At 68.3% G+C, this 14,491-nt stretch carries 13 protein-coding genes; 8 read left to right on the top strand and 5 right to left on the bottom strand.

Annotated elements, in window-relative coordinates:
• Window positions 1-54 precede the first annotated feature (54 nt).
• The 3 genes from ACSQ9I_RS00635 to ACSQ9I_RS00625 are packed head-to-tail and all read left to right on the top strand — an operon-like array spanning window position 55 to window position 2,349.
• Window positions 55-657, top strand: a complete 603-nt coding sequence (locus ACSQ9I_RS00635; RefSeq protein ID WP_436311932.1) for a DUF1326 domain-containing protein — start codon at window positions 55-57, stop codon at window positions 655-657.
• Window positions 654-1,484: a DUF2182 domain-containing protein gene (locus ACSQ9I_RS00630; protein WP_093104579.1), complete on the top strand. Its 831-nt coding sequence runs from the start codon at window positions 654-656 to the stop codon at window positions 1,482-1,484. Before ACSQ9I_RS00635 ends, ACSQ9I_RS00630 begins: the two co-directional genes overlap by 4 nt.
• Window positions 1,477-2,349: a DMT family transporter gene (locus tag ACSQ9I_RS00625; RefSeq protein WP_436311931.1), complete on the top strand. Its 873-nt coding sequence runs from the start codon at window positions 1,477-1,479 to the stop codon at window positions 2,347-2,349. The genes ACSQ9I_RS00630 and ACSQ9I_RS00625 overlap by 8 nt, the downstream gene beginning before the upstream one ends.
• Here ACSQ9I_RS00625 and ACSQ9I_RS00620 read toward each other — a convergent pair.
• The 5 genes from ACSQ9I_RS00620 to ACSQ9I_RS00600 form a co-directional block, all read right to left on the bottom strand.
• Window positions 2,333-2,770, bottom strand: a complete 438-nt coding sequence (locus ACSQ9I_RS00620) for a MaoC family dehydratase (RefSeq protein WP_436311930.1) — start codon at window positions 2,768-2,770, stop codon at window positions 2,333-2,335. The two genes, ACSQ9I_RS00625 and ACSQ9I_RS00620, sit on opposite strands and share 17 nt — an antisense overlap.
• A gap of 9 nt (window positions 2,771-2,779) precedes the next feature.
• Complete coding sequence (gene boxA, locus ACSQ9I_RS00615) at window positions 2,780-4,060, bottom strand: benzoyl-CoA 2,3-epoxidase subunit BoxA (RefSeq protein ID WP_436311929.1); 1,281 nt, start codon at window positions 4,058-4,060, stop codon at window positions 2,780-2,782.
• A gap of 122 nt (window positions 4,061-4,182) precedes the next feature.
• The gene (gene boxB, locus ACSQ9I_RS00610) at window positions 4,183-5,610 is read right to left on the bottom strand and encodes a benzoyl-CoA 2,3-epoxidase subunit BoxB (RefSeq protein ID WP_093104585.1); all 1,428 of its coding nucleotides are present in this window, start codon (window positions 5,608-5,610) and stop codon (window positions 4,183-4,185) included.
• A 103-nt stretch (window positions 5,611-5,713) separates the two neighbouring features.
• Window positions 5,714-7,384 carry a 2,3-epoxybenzoyl-CoA dihydrolase gene (gene boxC, locus ACSQ9I_RS00605; protein WP_436311928.1) on the bottom strand — a complete coding sequence of 557 codons (1,671 nt, stop codon included), beginning with the start codon at window positions 7,382-7,384 and terminating at the stop codon, window positions 5,714-5,716.
• A gap of 134 nt (window positions 7,385-7,518) precedes the next feature.
• Window positions 7,519-8,448 (bottom strand): helix-turn-helix transcriptional regulator, encoded by a 930-nt coding sequence (locus ACSQ9I_RS00600; protein WP_436311927.1) that lies wholly within the window; start codon window positions 8,446-8,448, stop codon window positions 7,519-7,521.
• 160 nt (window positions 8,449-8,608) lie between these two features.
• On the opposite strand from ACSQ9I_RS00600, the gene ACSQ9I_RS00595 reads away from it, so the two are divergent.
• The 5 genes from ACSQ9I_RS00595 (at window position 8,609) to ACSQ9I_RS00575 (ending at window position 14,472) form a co-directional block, all read left to right on the top strand.
• Window positions 8,609-9,076: a 4-hydroxylaminobenzoate lyase gene (locus ACSQ9I_RS00595; RefSeq protein ID WP_436315688.1), complete on the top strand. Its 468-nt coding sequence runs from the start codon at window positions 8,609-8,611 to the stop codon at window positions 9,074-9,076.
• 8 nt (window positions 9,077-9,084) lie between these two features.
• The gene (locus tag ACSQ9I_RS00590) at window positions 9,085-10,644 is read left to right on the top strand and encodes a 3,4-dehydroadipyl-CoA semialdehyde dehydrogenase (RefSeq protein ID WP_436311926.1); all 1,560 of its coding nucleotides are present in this window, start codon (window positions 9,085-9,087) and stop codon (window positions 10,642-10,644) included.
• Between the two features lie 37 nt (window positions 10,645-10,681).
• Window positions 10,682-12,232 (top strand): benzoate-CoA ligase family protein, encoded by a 1,551-nt coding sequence (locus ACSQ9I_RS00585; protein ID WP_436311925.1) that lies wholly within the window; start codon window positions 10,682-10,684, stop codon window positions 12,230-12,232.
• 115 nt (window positions 12,233-12,347) lie between these two features.
• Window positions 12,348-13,169, top strand: a complete 822-nt coding sequence (locus ACSQ9I_RS00580) for an alpha/beta fold hydrolase (protein WP_436311924.1) — start codon at window positions 12,348-12,350, stop codon at window positions 13,167-13,169.
• 136 nt (window positions 13,170-13,305) lie between these two features.
• Complete coding sequence (locus ACSQ9I_RS00575; protein ID WP_436311923.1) at window positions 13,306-14,472, top strand: ABC transporter substrate-binding protein; 1,167 nt, start codon at window positions 13,306-13,308, stop codon at window positions 14,470-14,472.
• Window positions 14,473-14,491: the final 19 nt, after the last annotated feature.

Below are 14,491 nucleotides of genomic sequence, written 5' to 3'. Positions count from 1 at the left end.
GCGCCAACGTCGCGGCGACAAGTCCATGTCCCAGTGGCTTCAACGGAGGTGCGTATGAGCTATCACCTGGAAGGTCGCCTGCTCGAGGTTTGCAACTGCAATGTGCTGTGCCCCTGCTGGATCGGCGAGGACCCTGACAACGGCACCTGCGACACCATCGTCGCGTGGCGCATCGACAAGGGAACGGTGGACGGCCTTGACGTGGGCGGCAACACCATCGCAGCCGTGGCCCATGTGCCCGGCAACATCCTGGAAGGCAACTGGACCGCCGCGATCTTCGTCGACGAGAACGCCTCCAAGGCGCAAGAGGAAGCGCTGATCAAGGTCTACACCGGCCAGGCCGGCGGGCCGATTGCCGACCTCGCCAAGCTGATCGGCACGGTGGTGTCGGTGGAGCGGGCGCCGATCCGCTTCACCGTGGACGAGGGCAAGGGCGAACTCGCGATCGGCAAGAACTACTACGCCGAACTCGAGCCCTATCGCGGCGCGATGGGCGGCCTGACCACCCTCTCCGACACCGTGTTCTCGACGGTACCGGGCGCGCCGGTGTTCGTCGGCAAGGCGCCGACTTATCGCTCCAAGAACCCGGCCCTCGGTATCGATCTCGACATCAAGAACCACAACGCCCTGCAAAGCACCTTCGTCTTCGACGCATGAGCGCCGCCGCAGGCGCCGGGCGAGCGGGTCGGCTGCCCGCCGGCGCCTCCCGTCACCGCCGCGTGTTCCTGCCGCTGCTGGCCGCGCTGATTGCGCTCGCGTGGCTGGCGCTGTGGGCCTGGGCGCGCAGCCCCTACGGACGCTATCTCGAGCACGGCGACTGGACGGCATCGGGACCGGCGGCGTTCCTGTGCCGCGTCGTTCCGGCGGGCGACGTGCTCGTGCCCGCGCTGCTCTACGGCCTCGCGTGGATCCTCATGACGGCGGCCATGATGCTGCCGACCACGCTGCCGCTCTTCAACGCCTTCGACCGATTGACGGCCGAGCGCCCGGACCATGGGCGCCTGCTGGCGCTGCTCGCCCTGGGCTACATGGCGGTGTGGGGCGCCTTCGGCCTGCTGGCGCATGCGCTGCACGGCACCCTGCTGGCGCTGCTTTCCAGCGCGCCCACGCTGGCCTGGCATGGCTGGCTGATCGGCGCCGCGACCATCGCGCTGGCCGGGGCCTTCCAGTTCAGCAAGCTCAAGCACCGCTGCCTGGAGAAGTGCCGCACGCCCTTGAGCTTCGTCATCGAGCACTGGCGCGGGCAGGCGCAGGCGCGCCACGCCTTCGCGCTGGGCATGCACCACGGCCTGTTCTGCGTCGGTTGCTGCTGGGCGCTGATGCTGTTGATGTTCGCGCTCGGCACCGGCAGCCTGGGCTGGATGCTGCTGCTGGCCGCCGTGATGGCGATCGAGAAGAACTTTCGCTGGGGCCATCGCCTCAGCACGCCGCTCGGCGTCGCGCTGCTGGCATGGGCCATGGTCCTGGTGGCCGTTCATGCCTGAAGCGCGCGACGGCCCGCCCGGCCTGCAGACCCTCGCGCTCACCGTGGCCGCCATGCTGGCCTTCGCGGCCAACTCGCTGCTGTGCCGGCTGGCGCTGCAGCAAGAGGCCATCGACGCGGCCAGCTTCGGCAGCATCCGGCTGATGTCGGGCGCGCTCGCGCTCACGCTCATCGTGCGGCTGCGCACGATGCCGCCGGCCGCGGGCCGCGCCGACTGGCTGGCTGCGGCCATGCTGTTCGCCTACGTCGCCTTCTTCTCCTTCGCCTACCTCAGCCTGTCGGCGGGCACGGGGGCGCTGATCCTGTTCGGCGCGGTGCAGCTGACGATGCTGGGCGTCGGGCTGCGTTCGGGCGAGATGTTCGGACCGCTCGCCTGGTCCGGCTTCGTGCTGGCGGTCGCGGGCCTGGTCTACCTGGTCTCGCCGGGCGTGACGGCGCCGCCGCCGCTCGGGGCCGCACTGATGGCCATCGCCGGCATCGCATGGGGCGTGTACTCGCTGCGCGGCCGCGGCGTGGCCGACCCGCTGGCTGCCACCGCGCGCAACTTCTTGCGCGCGGCGCCGCTTGCGCTGCTGCTTAGCTTGGCGCTGGCGTCCCGAGCCCACGCGGACGCGGCCGGGATCGCGCTGGCCGTGGCCTCCGGCGCGGTCACCTCCGGCATCGGCTATGTCATCTGGTATGCGGCGCTGCCGGGGCTCTCGGCCATGCGCGCGGCGACGGTGCAGCTGTCGGTGCCGCTGATCGCCGCCTTCGGCGGCGTGTTGTTCCTGTCGGAAGCGATTTCGCCGCGGCTGGCCTTCGCCTCGGTCGCGATCCTCGGAGGCATCGCGCTGGTGCTGATGGCCAAGGCTAAGCGCCGAGCTTGAACAGACTGGTCGCCTCGAGGTCGAGCACGAGCAGCTCGCGCTGGTTGAACAGGCGCCAGCGCCAGCGCAGGATGCCCAGCGTGGGGCGCTTCTCCGAACGGCGCACCTGGATCACGTCGGCCACGAGTCGCAGCGAATCGCCGGGCCGCACGGGGTTCGGCCATTTCACGTGGCCGAGGCCCGGCGATGCGAAGGATTCGGAACCCGCGAGCGCCGCATCGGTGACCAGCCGCATCGCGATCGCGCCGGTATGCCAGCCGCTCGCGATCAATCCGCCGAAGGGACCTTCGGCCGCCGCCTCCGGATCGGTGTGGAACCACTGCGGGTCGTAGGCCTTCGCGAACTGCAGCAGCTCCGCCTCGGTCACGAGATAGGGGCCGGCCTCGATGACCTGGCCGGTGTGGAACTCGGCGAACTTCATCGGCCGAGCTTAGTAGGTTTCGAGGTGCAGGCGGCCTTCGCGCTTCAGGCTGGCACCGACCGTGTCCCAGTCGAGTCCGGCTTCCACCGCCACGTCGCGCAGCGCGAGCACCACGCCCTCTTCCATGCTCTTCAGGCCGCACACGTAGAAGTGGCTCTGGCTGTCCTTGAGCAGCGCGGCCAGGTCGGCGGCGCGTTCGCGCATCGCGTCCTGCACATAGCGCTTGGGTTGGCCGGGCGTGCGCGAGAACGCGAAGTTGATGTCGATGAAGTCCTTGGGCAGGGTCTGCAGCGGGCCGAAGTACGGCAGCTCCTGCTGCGTGCGTGCGCCGAAGAAGAGCATCAGCTTGCCGCCTTCGAACTTGCCGCTCTTGCGCAGGCGCCGGCGCCATTCGGTCATCGCGCGCATCGGCGCGCTGCCGGTGCCGGTGCAGATCATCACGATGTGCGACTTCGGATGGTTCGGCATCAGGAAGGAGGCGCCGAAGGGGCCGACCACCTGCACCTTGTCGCCGACCTTGAGGTCGCACACGTAGTTGCTGGCGACGCCGCGCACCGGCTTGCCCTGGTGGTCCTGCAGCACGCGCTTCACCGTGAGCGACACGTTGTTGTAGCCGGGCCGCTCGCCGTTGCGCGGACTGGCGACGGAGTACTGGCGCGCGAAGTGCGGCTTGCCGTTGGCATCGGTGGCCGGCGGGATGATGGCGATGGACTGGCCCTCCAGCACCGGGAAGGGCATGCTGCCGAAGTCCAGCACGATGTGGTGCGTCTGGTTCTCGTAGCCGGCCTCGGTGCAGTTGAAGTTGCCCACCACGGTGGCGGTGGTCGGGCTCTTCGGCGGGAACAGGTTGGTGTAGGCGTGCGCAGCCGACCAGGGCGGCGTGGTGGCGCCGTACTGTGCGGAGTTGAAGGGCACTTCGCCCGGCTCGGCCGGCGGCTGCGGCGGTGCGGCCGGCGCAGGCGCCAGCGTTTCGGCAGGCGATGCGACGCCTTCGGCTTCGAGCTGCTCGGGCGTGAGTTCGGCCGGCAGTTCGTCCCAGGTGAGCTGCTCCTCGATCGAATAGGCGCGCGCCACGGGCATGGTGCGCCAGTTGTCGATCGAGCCGGTCGGGCACGGCGAGATGCAGGCCATGCAGCCGTTGCAGACATCGGCGCGCACCACGTAGTTGCGGTCGTCGTGCGTGATCGCGTTGACCGGGCAGGTGGCTTCGCAGGTGTTGCAGCGGATGCAGATTTCAGGGTCGATCAGGTGCTGCCTGATGACGCCGATGTCGATGGTGGCCGTTTCCATTAGTCTCTCCTAAAGCCCTCCCCCTCTGGGGGAGGGTTGGGTGGGGGCACGCGGCGCTTGTCGTGGGTACGCTGCTTGCCCCCGTCCCTGCCTTCCCCCAGAGGGGGAAGGAGTCACACCGATCAGCCGAATCTCACGTACTCGAAATCCACCGGCTGCCGGTTGATGCCCATCACCGGCGGCGCGATCCAGCCGGCGAACTTGCCCGGGTCGACCACGCGGCCCATCAACGATGCCACGAATGCGAAGTCCTCGCCCGTGGGCAGCCACTCGTCCTTCTTGGCGGCCCATTCGGCCTCGTTCACCACGCGGCCTTCGGGCGACATCTTGATGCCGGCCAGGGCGCCGATCTGGCGGTTGAAGGCCTTGTGCGGCACGACCAGGCGGGTCGGGATGCCGGCCTTCTCCAGCACCTTGTTCCAGCGGCTCACGCCGGCCACCGAGTCCTTGATGAAGTCGTCGCGCAGCACTTCGTTGAGCGCATTCAGCATCGGCACGTCCTTCTCGACGAGCTGGCCGTTCTGCACCTCGAGCACCTTGTAGGTCTGGCCCTTGAGCACGTGGTCGTCACCTCGCTTGCCTTCCTCGTAGCGGCCCTTCAGGCCCGAGCTGTAGAAGGTGGCAGCGTTGCTCGACTGGTCGGCGCCGAACAGGTCGATGGTCACGCTGTAGTGGAAGTTGAGGTAGCGCTGGATCGTGCCGAGGTCGATGGCGCCGGCCGCGCGCACCTTCTGCGGGTCGTCGGTCTTCAGCTCGTTCATCACCTGCGCGGTGCGCTGCAGCACGCGCGAGACGCCGCTCTCGCCCACGAACATGTGGTGCGCTTCCTCGGTCAGCATGAACTTGGTGGTGCGTGCCAGCGGATCGAAGGCGCTCTCGGCCAGGGCCGACAGCTGGAACTTGCCGTCGCGGTCGGTGAAGTAGGTGAACATGAAGAAGGCCAGCCAGTCGGGCGTCTTCTCGTTGAAGGCGCCGAGGATGCGCGGGTTGTTCTCGTCGCCCGAGGTGCGCTGCAGCAGCGCCTCGGCCTCTTCGCGGCCGTCGCGGCCGAAGTGCTTGTGCAGCAGGTAGACCATGGCCCAGAGGTGGCGGCCCTCTTCCACGTTGATCTGGAACAGGTTGCGCAGGTCGTACATGCTCGGCGCGGTGAGGCCCAGGTGGCGCTGCTGCTCGACCGAGGCCGGCTCGGTGTCGCCCTGCGTGACGATGATGCGGCGCAGGTTGGCGCGGTGTTCGCCGGGCACGTCCTGCCAGGCCTTCTCGCCCTTGTGATCGCCGAAGTGGATCTCGCGGTTGGCATCGCCCGGGTTCAGGAAGATGCCCCAGCGGTAGTCGCGCATCTTCACGTGGCCGAACTGGGCCCAGCCCTGCGGGTCGACGCTGACGGCGGTGCGCAGGTAGACCTCGTAGTTGGTCGAGCCGTCGGGGCCGACGTCGTCCCACCAGTTGATGAAGTTCGGCTGCCAGCCTTCGAGCGCGCGCTGCAGCGTGCGGTCTTCGCCGAGGTTGACGTTGTTGGGGATCTTCTCGCTGTAGTTGATCGTGCTCATGGGGGCTCCTGCTTGGATGGAAATCCGAAAATCCGTTCGGCCTGAGCTTGTCGAAGGCTCGCGGGGGGCTTCGACAAGCTCAGCCCGAACGGTCGGGGTGGACTCAGACGCGGTTGAGATCGAAGCCGGCTTTTTCGCCGGTGCCGTAAACCTTGAGGGCACCCTTCTCGCCGACGGCGTTCGGGCGGTTGAAGATCCAGTTCTGCCAGGCGGTCAGCCGGCCGAAGATGCGCGTGGCCATGTTCTCCTGGCTGGCGAAGCGCAGGTTGGCTTCGAGGCCGGTGAGCGCGTCGGGCGACATGGCGGCGCGCTCCTCGATGGCGATGCGGATCTCGTCCTCCCAGTCGATGTCGTCGGGCGCGGCGGTGACGAGGCCGAGCTTGAGCGCCTCGTCGGCGTCCAGCGCGCGGCCGACCGCGCCGCGCGCGGCCTCCATCGGCGCGGCCTCTTCGTAGAAGCGGCGCTGCAGGCGGCTCTGGTCGTTGACCATCGGGAAGAAACCGAAGTTGAACTCGTCCAGCGTGATCTTCGGTGCCCGCTCGGCATCGTCGGGCAGCGCGAGCATGTAGGCGCGGTCGGCCGCGAAGGCGATCTCGGCCAGCGTGCCGGCGAAGCAGGAGCCGGATTCGACGAGCGCGAACAGGCTGCGCGAGGAGACGTCGAGCCGCGCCAGCGTGCGGCGCAGCGCGCCGATGGTTTCGCGCACCAGCCAGTGGTCCTTGTGGGCGAGCATGGTCTTGTCGCTCGCGAGCACGGCTTGCGCATCGCCCTCGGTCTTGAGCAGCCAGGTGCCGATGTCGAGCTCGTTGGTGCGCAGGTTGAGGATCGCGTCGTCGAGCTGGCGCGCCATCGCGAGCGGCCACCAGGCGGCGCCGGCGGCTTCGATCGCGGCGATGTCGGCCGGCTGCGCGCCCTTCGGCGCCTTGACGGTGAAGGTGGCGGTGCGGCGTGCGCGGTCGATCTCGACCGTGACGTGTTCGTAGCGCAGGCTGTCGGCGCCGTCCTCGCGCTCCAGGCGCGTGAGGCTCACGCCCTTGCCGTCGGCGGGGCGGTCGCTGCCCTCGCCCAGCTTGGCGGCGCGCTCCTGCACCGCGGCGCCGAACTGCGCCGGCTTGGCGATCGCATCGACCAGGCGCCACTCGACCGCGCGCTGGCCGCGCACGCCCTCGACGCTGGTGCAGAAGATGTCGGCCAGGTCATGGCGCACGTGGCGCTTGTCGGTGACGCGGGTCAGGCCGCCGGTGCCGGGCAGCACGCCGAGCAGCGGCACCTCCGGCAGCGAGACGGAGGAGGAGCGGTCGTCGACCAGCACGATCTCGTCGCAGGCCAGGGCCAGCTCGTAGCCACCGCCGGCGCAGGCGCCATTCACGGCCGCGATGAACTTGAGGCCCGAGTGCTTGGACGAATCCTCGATGCCGTTGCGCGTCTCGTTGGTGAACTTGCAGAAGTTCACCTTCCAAGCGTGGCTGGAGACGCCGAGCATGAAGATGTTGGCGCCCGAACAGAAGATGCGGTCCTTGCCGCTGGTGACGATGACCGAGCGCACCTGCGGATGCTCGAAGCGCACGCGGTTCAGCGCATCGTTGAGCTCGATGTCCACGCCCAGGTCGTAGCTGTTGAGCTTGAGCTTGTAGCCGGGACGGATGCCGCCGTCTTCGGCGATGTCCAGCGACAGGCGGGCCACGGGGCCCTCCACGCTGAGCTTCCAGTGGCGGTATTGCGTGGGGTCGGTGCGGTAGTCGACGCGGGCGGGATGGGCGGCGGTGTCGGTCATGTCGAGGTCTCCTGGGTGCCGTGGGGTCTAGGAACAATAATGCATTTGTCTGGCGACTGAGCATGCATCATGCTGCATGTTCCGAGGCGCGTCAACCCTGCGACGGACTTTTTTTACGTTCCTCGTTGGCGCCGTCAGCCGGCCCGGCTCATCGCCTCCCGCACCGCCGAGCGCAGCGCGTGGAAGCTCTGCGCCAGATCCTGTCCGCTGGTGTCGACGCTGAGGTCGGCCTTGGAGTAGAAGGCGGCGCGGCCGGCGAGGATGCGGCGCAGGTCGTCCATCGCTTCCTTGCTGGCGGCCATCGGACGGGTGTCGCCCTGGGCGGCGACGCGGCCCATGTGCTCCTCGGGCGCGGCCTGCAGCCAGACGGTGGTGCAGTGGGCCAGCAGCTGGTTGAAGGTGGCGGGGTCGGACACGATGCCGCCCGGGGTGGCGATCACCACCTCGCTGTAGATCTGCACCGTCTCCTCGAGCGCGCGGCGCTCGTAGCGGCGGTAGGCGTTGGTGCCGTAGAGGTCGTGGATCTCGCGTACGCTGCAGCCGGCCAGCTTTTCGATCTCGCGGCTCAGCTCGATGAAGGGCACCTCGAGATCGTCCGCCAGCATCTGGCCCAGCGTGGACTTGCCCGCGCCGCGCAGGCCCACCAGCGCGATGCGGCGGTTGCGCGCCGGGTCGCCGGCAGCGGTGCCGAGCAACTCGCCGAGCGCGATGCGGGCGCGCCGCAGGTCGGCCTCGTCGCGGCGCTCCAGCAGCTCGCGGATCAGCAGCCACTCGGGCGAGCTGGTCGTGACGTCGCCCACCAGCTCGGCCAGCGAGCATTGCAGCGCGGTCGCCACCTGCTGCAGCACCAGGATCGACGCATTGCCGATGCCGTATTCGAGATTGGCCAGGTGGCGCTCCGAGACCTCCGCCGCCTGCGCCACGGCCTTGCGCGTGAGCCCGCGGCGCGCGCGCAGGTTGCGCACGCGCTCGCCCAGCGCCACCAGCAGGGGGTTCTTCGCTTCTTCGGCCGGCAGGGCCGGGTCCGCGGGTGCGGTCAGCACCGCGTCGGCTCGCTCATTCATGTCGCTCCTTCGTCTCCCGGTTCACCCCTATCCGGGTAAACACCATATATGCACTATATTGCTTGACACCTTTTGTGTCGATGCTTATGGTTCGTGCACAGGCAAGATACTGCACGCGGCCAATTGCCGCAAGTTCCACCCACGCATGAGCACCACCACGATGTCCAAGGAAGCCTTCCACCAGATCGTTGCCGACGTGACAGCGCAGCTCGCCGGCAGAGCGCTCGATCACGAACTCGACCGCTGGCTCAACACCGTCCACGGCGCCGGCAGCCCCGCCTTCGAGCGCCTGAAACAGGCCTGCATCGACGGCGTGGCGGAAGGCTGGCTGTGCGATCGCGAAGGCGGCGGCATCAAGTACGGCCGGGTCTTCAAGGCCGAGGACGCGCTGCATCGCTTCTCGGTCGACGTGGTTGACATGAAGGACATCGCCGGCCCGCACCACACGCATCCGAATGGCGAGATCGATTTGATCATGCCGCTGGAGGGCGATGCCACCTTCGACGGGCGGGCGGCGGGCTGGTGCGTCTATCCGCCGGGAACGGCTCATCACCCCACCGTCGCCCAAGGGCGCGCGCTGGTCCTCTACCTGCTGCCCGAAGGCCAGATCCAGTTCACCAAGACTTGAGACGCTCCATGACCGAACTTCTTTCCAACTACGTCGCCGGCCGCTGGCAGGCCGGCAGCGGCGCCGGCACGGCGCTTGTCGATCCGGTGCTCGGCACCGAGCTGGCCCGGGTCGATGCGACCGGGCTGGACCTGGCCGCGGCCTTCGGCTTCGCGCGCGAGACCGGCGGCGCTGCCCTGCGCGCCCTCACTTATAAAGAGCGCGCCGCGCTGCTGGGCGCGGTCGTGAAGGTGCTGCAGGCGAACCGCGACGCCTACTACGAGATCGCCACCGCCAACTCGGGCACGGTGAAGAACGACTCGGCCGTCGACATCGACGGTGCGATCTTCACGCTCGGCCAGTACGCCAAGTGGGGCGATGCGCTGGGCGATGTGCGCGCGCTGCGCGACGGCGATGCGACCAAGCTCGGCAAGGAGCCGGTATTCCAGTCGCTGCACCTGCAGGTGCCAACGCGCGGCGTGGCGCTCTTCATCAATGCCTTCAACTTCCCGTCCTGGGGCCTGTGGGAGAAGGCCGCGCCCGCCCTGCTCTCGGGCGTGCCGGTGATCGTGAAGCCCGCCACCTCCACCGCCTGGCTCACGCAGCGCATGGTGCGCGACGTGGTCGAGGCAGGCGTGCTGCCGGCCGGCGCGCTGTCGGTGATCTGCGGCAGCTCGAACGGTCTGATGGACCAGCTGCAGGGCTTCGACGTGGTGTCCTTCACCGGCTCGGCCGATACCGGCGCCGTGATCCGCTCGCACCCCGCGGTGGCCCAGCGCTCGGTGCGCGTCAACATCGAGGCCGACAGCCTGAATTCCGCCCTGCTCTTGCCCGATGCGGCGCCGGGCAGCGAGGCCTTCAATTTGCTGGTGCGCGAGGTGGTGCGCGAGATGACGGTCAAGTCGGGCCAGAAGTGCACCGCGATCCGCCGCATCCTCGTGCCGGCTGCCGTCTACGACGCGGCGGCCGAAGCCATCGGCGCCAAGTTGGCCGGCATCACGGTCGGCAATCCGCGCAACGAGAGCGTGCGCATGGGCTCGCTGGTGAGCCGTGCGCAACTGAATGCCGTGCGCGAAGGGCTGGAGGAACTCAAGGCGCAGGCGAGCGTGCTGCATGACGGCAGCACGGCCCCGCCGGTCGATGCCGACCCTGCCATCGCCGCCTGCATCGGCCCGGTGCTGCTGGGCGCGCGCGATGCCGATGCCGCGCAGCGCGTGCACGACGTCGAGGTCTTCGGCCCGGTCGCCACCCTGCTGCCCTATCGTGACGTCGAGCATGCGATCGCGCTCGCACACCGCGGCCAGGGCTCGCTCGTGACTTCGCTCTACGGCGCCGACGAGGCGGCGCTCGGCCAAGCAGCGGTGCAATTGGCCGCGAGCCACGGCCGCGTGCACGTGATCACGCCGGACGTGGCGCAGGCCCACACGGGCCATGGCAACGTGATGCCCCAGTCGCTGCACGGCGGCCCCGGCCGCGCGGGCGGCGGCGCCGAACTGGGCGGCCTGCGGGCGCTGGACTTCTATCACCGCAAGAGCGCGGTGCAGGCCAGCCCGGCGGTTCTCGCGCAGCTCGGCCTCTCGGCCGGCTGAAGACCGCCCGAAGAAAAATGCGACCCGAGGAGACACGATGAGCCTGCCAGCATCCTTCAATTTCGCCGAACACCTGCTCGCCCTCAACCGTGGCCGCGCGCAGAAGATCGCCTACGTCGACGACCGCGGCACCCTCGCCTACGGCCAGCTCGAAGACCGCGCGCGGCGGCTCGCCGCGGCGCTGCTCGCATCAGGCGTGAAGCGCGAAGAGCGCGTGCTGCTGCTGATGCTCGACAGCAGCGACTGGCCGGTGAGTTTTCTCGGCTGCCTCTATGCCGGCATCGTGCCGGTGGCAGTCAACACGCTGCTCACGACCGAGGACTACGCCTACATGCTCGAACACAGCGGCGCCAAGGCGGCGCTGGTCTCGGGCGCGCTGCTACCGGTGCTGCAGGACGCGCGGGTCAAGGGGTCGAACGAACTCAAGACCTTGATCGTCTCGCAACCCACCGGCGCCCTGCCCGACGGCGCACAGGATTTCGAAGCGGTGATCGCCGCGCACCAGCCGCTGGCCGAACCCGCCGCCACCACGCCGCAGGACCATGCCTTCTGGCTCTACTCCTCCGGCTCCACCGGCAAGCCCAAGGGCACGGTGCACACGCACGGCAACCCGTGGTGGACGGCCGAGCTCTATGGCAAGCCGGTGCTGGGGCTGACCGAGAACGACGTCTGCTTCTCGGCCGCCAAGCTCTACTTCGCCTACGGCCTGGGCAATGCGCTGACCTTCCCGCTTTCGGTCGGCGCGACGGTGCTGCTGATGGCCGAGCGGCCGACGCCCGACGCGGTCTTCAAGCGCTGGACCGGCACGCACAAACCCACGGTGTTCTTCGGCGCACCCACGGGCTTCGCCGGCATGCTGGCCTCGCCCAATCTGCCTGCGCGCGAAGCCGTGTCGCTGCGCATGTGCTCCTCGGCCGGCGAAGCCTTGCCGGGCGAGCTCGCCCAACGCTTCAAGCAGCACTTCGGCTGCGAGATCATCGACGGCATCGGTTCCACCGAGATGCTGCACATCTTCATCTCCAACCGGCCCGGCGACATCCGCTACGGCACCACCGGCCGGCCGGTCGAGGGCTATGCGATCGAGCTGCGCGGCGAGGACGGCAAGCCCGTGCCCGTGGGCGAAGTCGGCGACCTCTACATCAAGGGGCCGAGCACGGCGGTGATGTACTGGGGCAACCCCGAGAAGAGCGCCGACACCTTCCGCGAGGGCTGGACCAAGAGCGGCGACAAGTACTCGCGCGACGCCGACGGCTACTACACCTACGCCGGCCGCAGCGACGACATGCTCAAGGTCAGCGGCATCTACGTCTCGCCCTTCGAGGTCGAGGCCACGCTGATGCAGCATCCGGCGGTGCTCGAGGCCGCGGTGATCGGCAAGGAAGACGCCGATGGGCTGACCAAGACCAAGGCTTACGTGGTGCTCAAGTCCGGCCAGTCGGTGACGGACGAGGAACTCAAGGCCTTCGTCAAGGAGCGCCTCGCGCCCTACAAGTACCCGCGCTTCATCGAGTTCGTCGAGGAGCTGCCGAAGACGGCCACAGGAAAAATCCAGCGCTTCCGGCTGCGCGAGCGGGAGCATCAGCATTGAGGCCCCGGTCCGTCTCCCTCCCCCTCTGGGGGAGGGCTGGGGTGGGGGCACGCGGCGCCACCATCGACGGCGGTCCCCATCCCCACCTTCCCCCAGAGGGGGAAGGAGCAATGCCATGAGCGGCCACAACACAGCGTTCGCCGTGATCGCGTGGCGCGACCGCGAAGTGCGCATCGAGTATCAGCGCATCGCACCCGAACGGACCGATGCGCCGCTGCTTGTGTTCCTGCATGAAGGCCTGGGCTCGATCGCGATGTGGAAGGATTTCCCCGAGAAGCTCTGCGAGCGCGGCGGCTTTCGCGGCCTGGTGTTCTCGCGCCCCGGCTACGGCCGCTCGACGCCGCGCGAACCCGACGAGTCCTGGGACGTGGATTTCATGCATCGCCAGGCGCACGAGGTGCTGCCGGCCTTCTTCGAGGCCATCGGCCTCAAGGAGAAGCCCTGGCTCTTCGGCCACAGCGACGGCGGGTCGATCTCGCTGCTCTACGCGTCGCGCTTCTCGGAGCGCGTGGCCGGCCTGGTGGTGCTCGCGCCGCACATCTTCGTGGAAGAGGTGACGGTCGCCAACATCGAGCTGGCACGCCAGGCCTACCTGGAATCCGACCTGCCGAAGAAGCTGGGCCGCTACCACGAGGACGTGGATTCGGCCTTCTGGGGCTGGAACCGCATCTGGCTGCACCCGCCCTTCAAGCAATGGAACATCGAGGCTGAGCTCGACGCCATCCGTTGCCCGGTTCTTGCTATCCAGGGGATCGACGACGAGTACGGCACACTCCGCCAGGTTCGCGGCATCGCCGAGCGGGTGCCAGGAACCCGGCTGCTCGAGCTGCGCGACTGCGGGCATTCCCCGCATCGGGACCAGCCGGAACAGGTCATAGTGGCGGCCGTTTCGTTTGTCGAAGCAGCGGATCGGCGGGCAGGGAAAACTCGTGTTTGAGAGATAAATGATTTACCCTTAAAGTATCTGCGTCTCACGGTTCGCCATGGAGAAACCCGTCCCGACCCATCCCCTGCCGATCCGTCGCCAGGCCGTTCCCGTCCTTTTCACTCATCATCAACGCCAGGAGATACCCATGACCACTCGCATCGCACGCACCACGCTAACCGCTCTTGCGCTGGCCTGCATCGCGACCGTCGGCCACGCCCAGCAGGGCAAGCTCAAGGTCGGCCTGATGTTGCCCTTCAGCGGCACCTATGCGGCGCTCGGCGTGGCCATCGAGAACGGCTTCAAGCTGCGCGTCGAGGAACAGGGCGGCAAGCTCGGCGGCCGCGAGATCGAATACATCAAGGTCGACGACGAATCGGACCCGGCCAAGGCCACCGACAACGTCAACAAGCTGATCAAGCGCGACAACGTCGACGTGATCGTCGGCACCGTGCACTCCGGCGTCGCGATGGCAATGGCCAAGGCCGCCAAGGAAAGCGGCACCGTGCTGATCGTGCCCAATGCCGGCGCCGACGCGGTGACCGGCCCGATGTGCGCGCAGAACATCTTCCGCAGCTCGTTCTCGAACTGGCAGCCGGCCTACGCGATGGGCGAGGTCGCGGCCAAGCAGGGCAAGAAGACCGCGATGACGCTCACCTGGAAGTACGCGGCCGGCGACGAGTCGGTCAACGGCTTCAAGGAAGGCTTCGAGAAGGGCGGCGGCAAGGTCGTGAAGCAGCTCACCGTGCCCTTCCCGAACGTGGAGTTCCAGGCGCTCCTGACCGAGATCGCGGCGGCCAAGCCCGATGCGGTGTATTCCTTCTTCGCGGGCGGCGGCGCGGTCAAGTTCGTCAAGGACTACGCGGCGGCCGGCCTCAACAAGAACATCCCGCTCTACGGCCCCGGCTTCCTGACCGACGGCACGCTGGACGCGCAGGGCGAATCGGCCCAGGGCATGCTGACCACGCTGCACTATGCCGACGGCCTCAACACGCCGCGCGACAACAGCTTCCGCACCGCCTACGCCAAGATGTTCAAGCTGCAGCCCGACGTGTACGCGGTGCAGGGCTACGACGCGGCGCAGATGCTCGCGATCGGCCTGGCGGCGACCAAGGGCGACATCAGCAAGAAGGCCGAGTTCGCAGGCGCCATCGAGAAGGCCAGGATCGACAGCCCGCGCGGCGCCTTCACGATCGGCAAGTCGCACAACCCGGTGCAGGACATCTACCTGCGCAAGGTGGAAGGCAAGGAAAACAAGATGGTCAACGTGGCCATCAAGGGCCTGGCCGACCCGGCCCGCGGCTGCAAACTCTGAGCGGAAAGTGACGACCTGT

The sequence above is a fragment of the Variovorax sp. LjRoot84 genome, assembly GCF_964254305.1.
Classification (GTDB): domain Bacteria; phylum Pseudomonadota; class Gammaproteobacteria; order Burkholderiales; family Burkholderiaceae_C; genus Variovorax.
Note: the sequence above shows the minus strand (reverse complement) of the source record. Positions and strands in the feature narration are given on the sequence as shown.

What these genes read in the sequence shown, in the direction of transcription:
- ACSQ9I_RS00595 (WP_436315688.1), top strand. Translation starts at nt 8,609, where the DNA reads ATGTCCAAGGAAGCCTTCCACCAGATCGTTGCCGACGTGACAGCGCAG.
- ACSQ9I_RS00585 (WP_436311925.1), top strand. Translation starts at nt 10,682, where the DNA reads ATGAGCCTGCCAGCATCCTTCAATTTCGCCGAACACCTGCTCGCCCTC.
- ACSQ9I_RS00580 (WP_436311924.1), top strand. Translation starts at nt 12,348, where the DNA reads ATGAGCGGCCACAACACAGCGTTCGCCGTGATCGCGTGGCGCGACCGC.
- ACSQ9I_RS00630 (WP_093104579.1), top strand. Translation starts at nt 654, where the DNA reads ATGAGCGCCGCCGCAGGCGCCGGGCGAGCGGGTCGGCTGCCCGCCGGC.
- ACSQ9I_RS00575 (WP_436311923.1), top strand. Translation starts at nt 13,306, where the DNA reads ATGACCACTCGCATCGCACGCACCACGCTAACCGCTCTTGCGCTGGCC.
- boxB (WP_093104585.1), bottom strand. Translation starts at nt 5,610, where the DNA reads ATGAGCACGATCAACTACAGCGAGAAGATCCCCAACAACGTCAACCTC.
- ACSQ9I_RS00620 (WP_436311930.1), bottom strand. Translation starts at nt 2,770, where the DNA reads ATGAAGTTCGCCGAGTTCCACACCGGCCAGGTCATCGAGGCCGGCCCC.
- ACSQ9I_RS00600 (WP_436311927.1), bottom strand. Translation starts at nt 8,448, where the DNA reads ATGAATGAGCGAGCCGACGCGGTGCTGACCGCACCCGCGGACCCGGCC.
- ACSQ9I_RS00625 (WP_436311931.1), top strand. Translation starts at nt 1,477, where the DNA reads ATGCCTGAAGCGCGCGACGGCCCGCCCGGCCTGCAGACCCTCGCGCTC.
- ACSQ9I_RS00635 (WP_436311932.1), top strand. Translation starts at nt 55, where the DNA reads ATGAGCTATCACCTGGAAGGTCGCCTGCTCGAGGTTTGCAACTGCAAT.
- ACSQ9I_RS00590 (WP_436311926.1), top strand. Translation starts at nt 9,085, where the DNA reads ATGACCGAACTTCTTTCCAACTACGTCGCCGGCCGCTGGCAGGCCGGC.
- boxA (WP_436311929.1), bottom strand. Translation starts at nt 4,060, where the DNA reads ATGGAAACGGCCACCATCGACATCGGCGTCATCAGGCAGCACCTGATC.
- boxC (WP_436311928.1), bottom strand. Translation starts at nt 7,384, where the DNA reads ATGACCGACACCGCCGCCCATCCCGCCCGCGTCGACTACCGCACCGAC.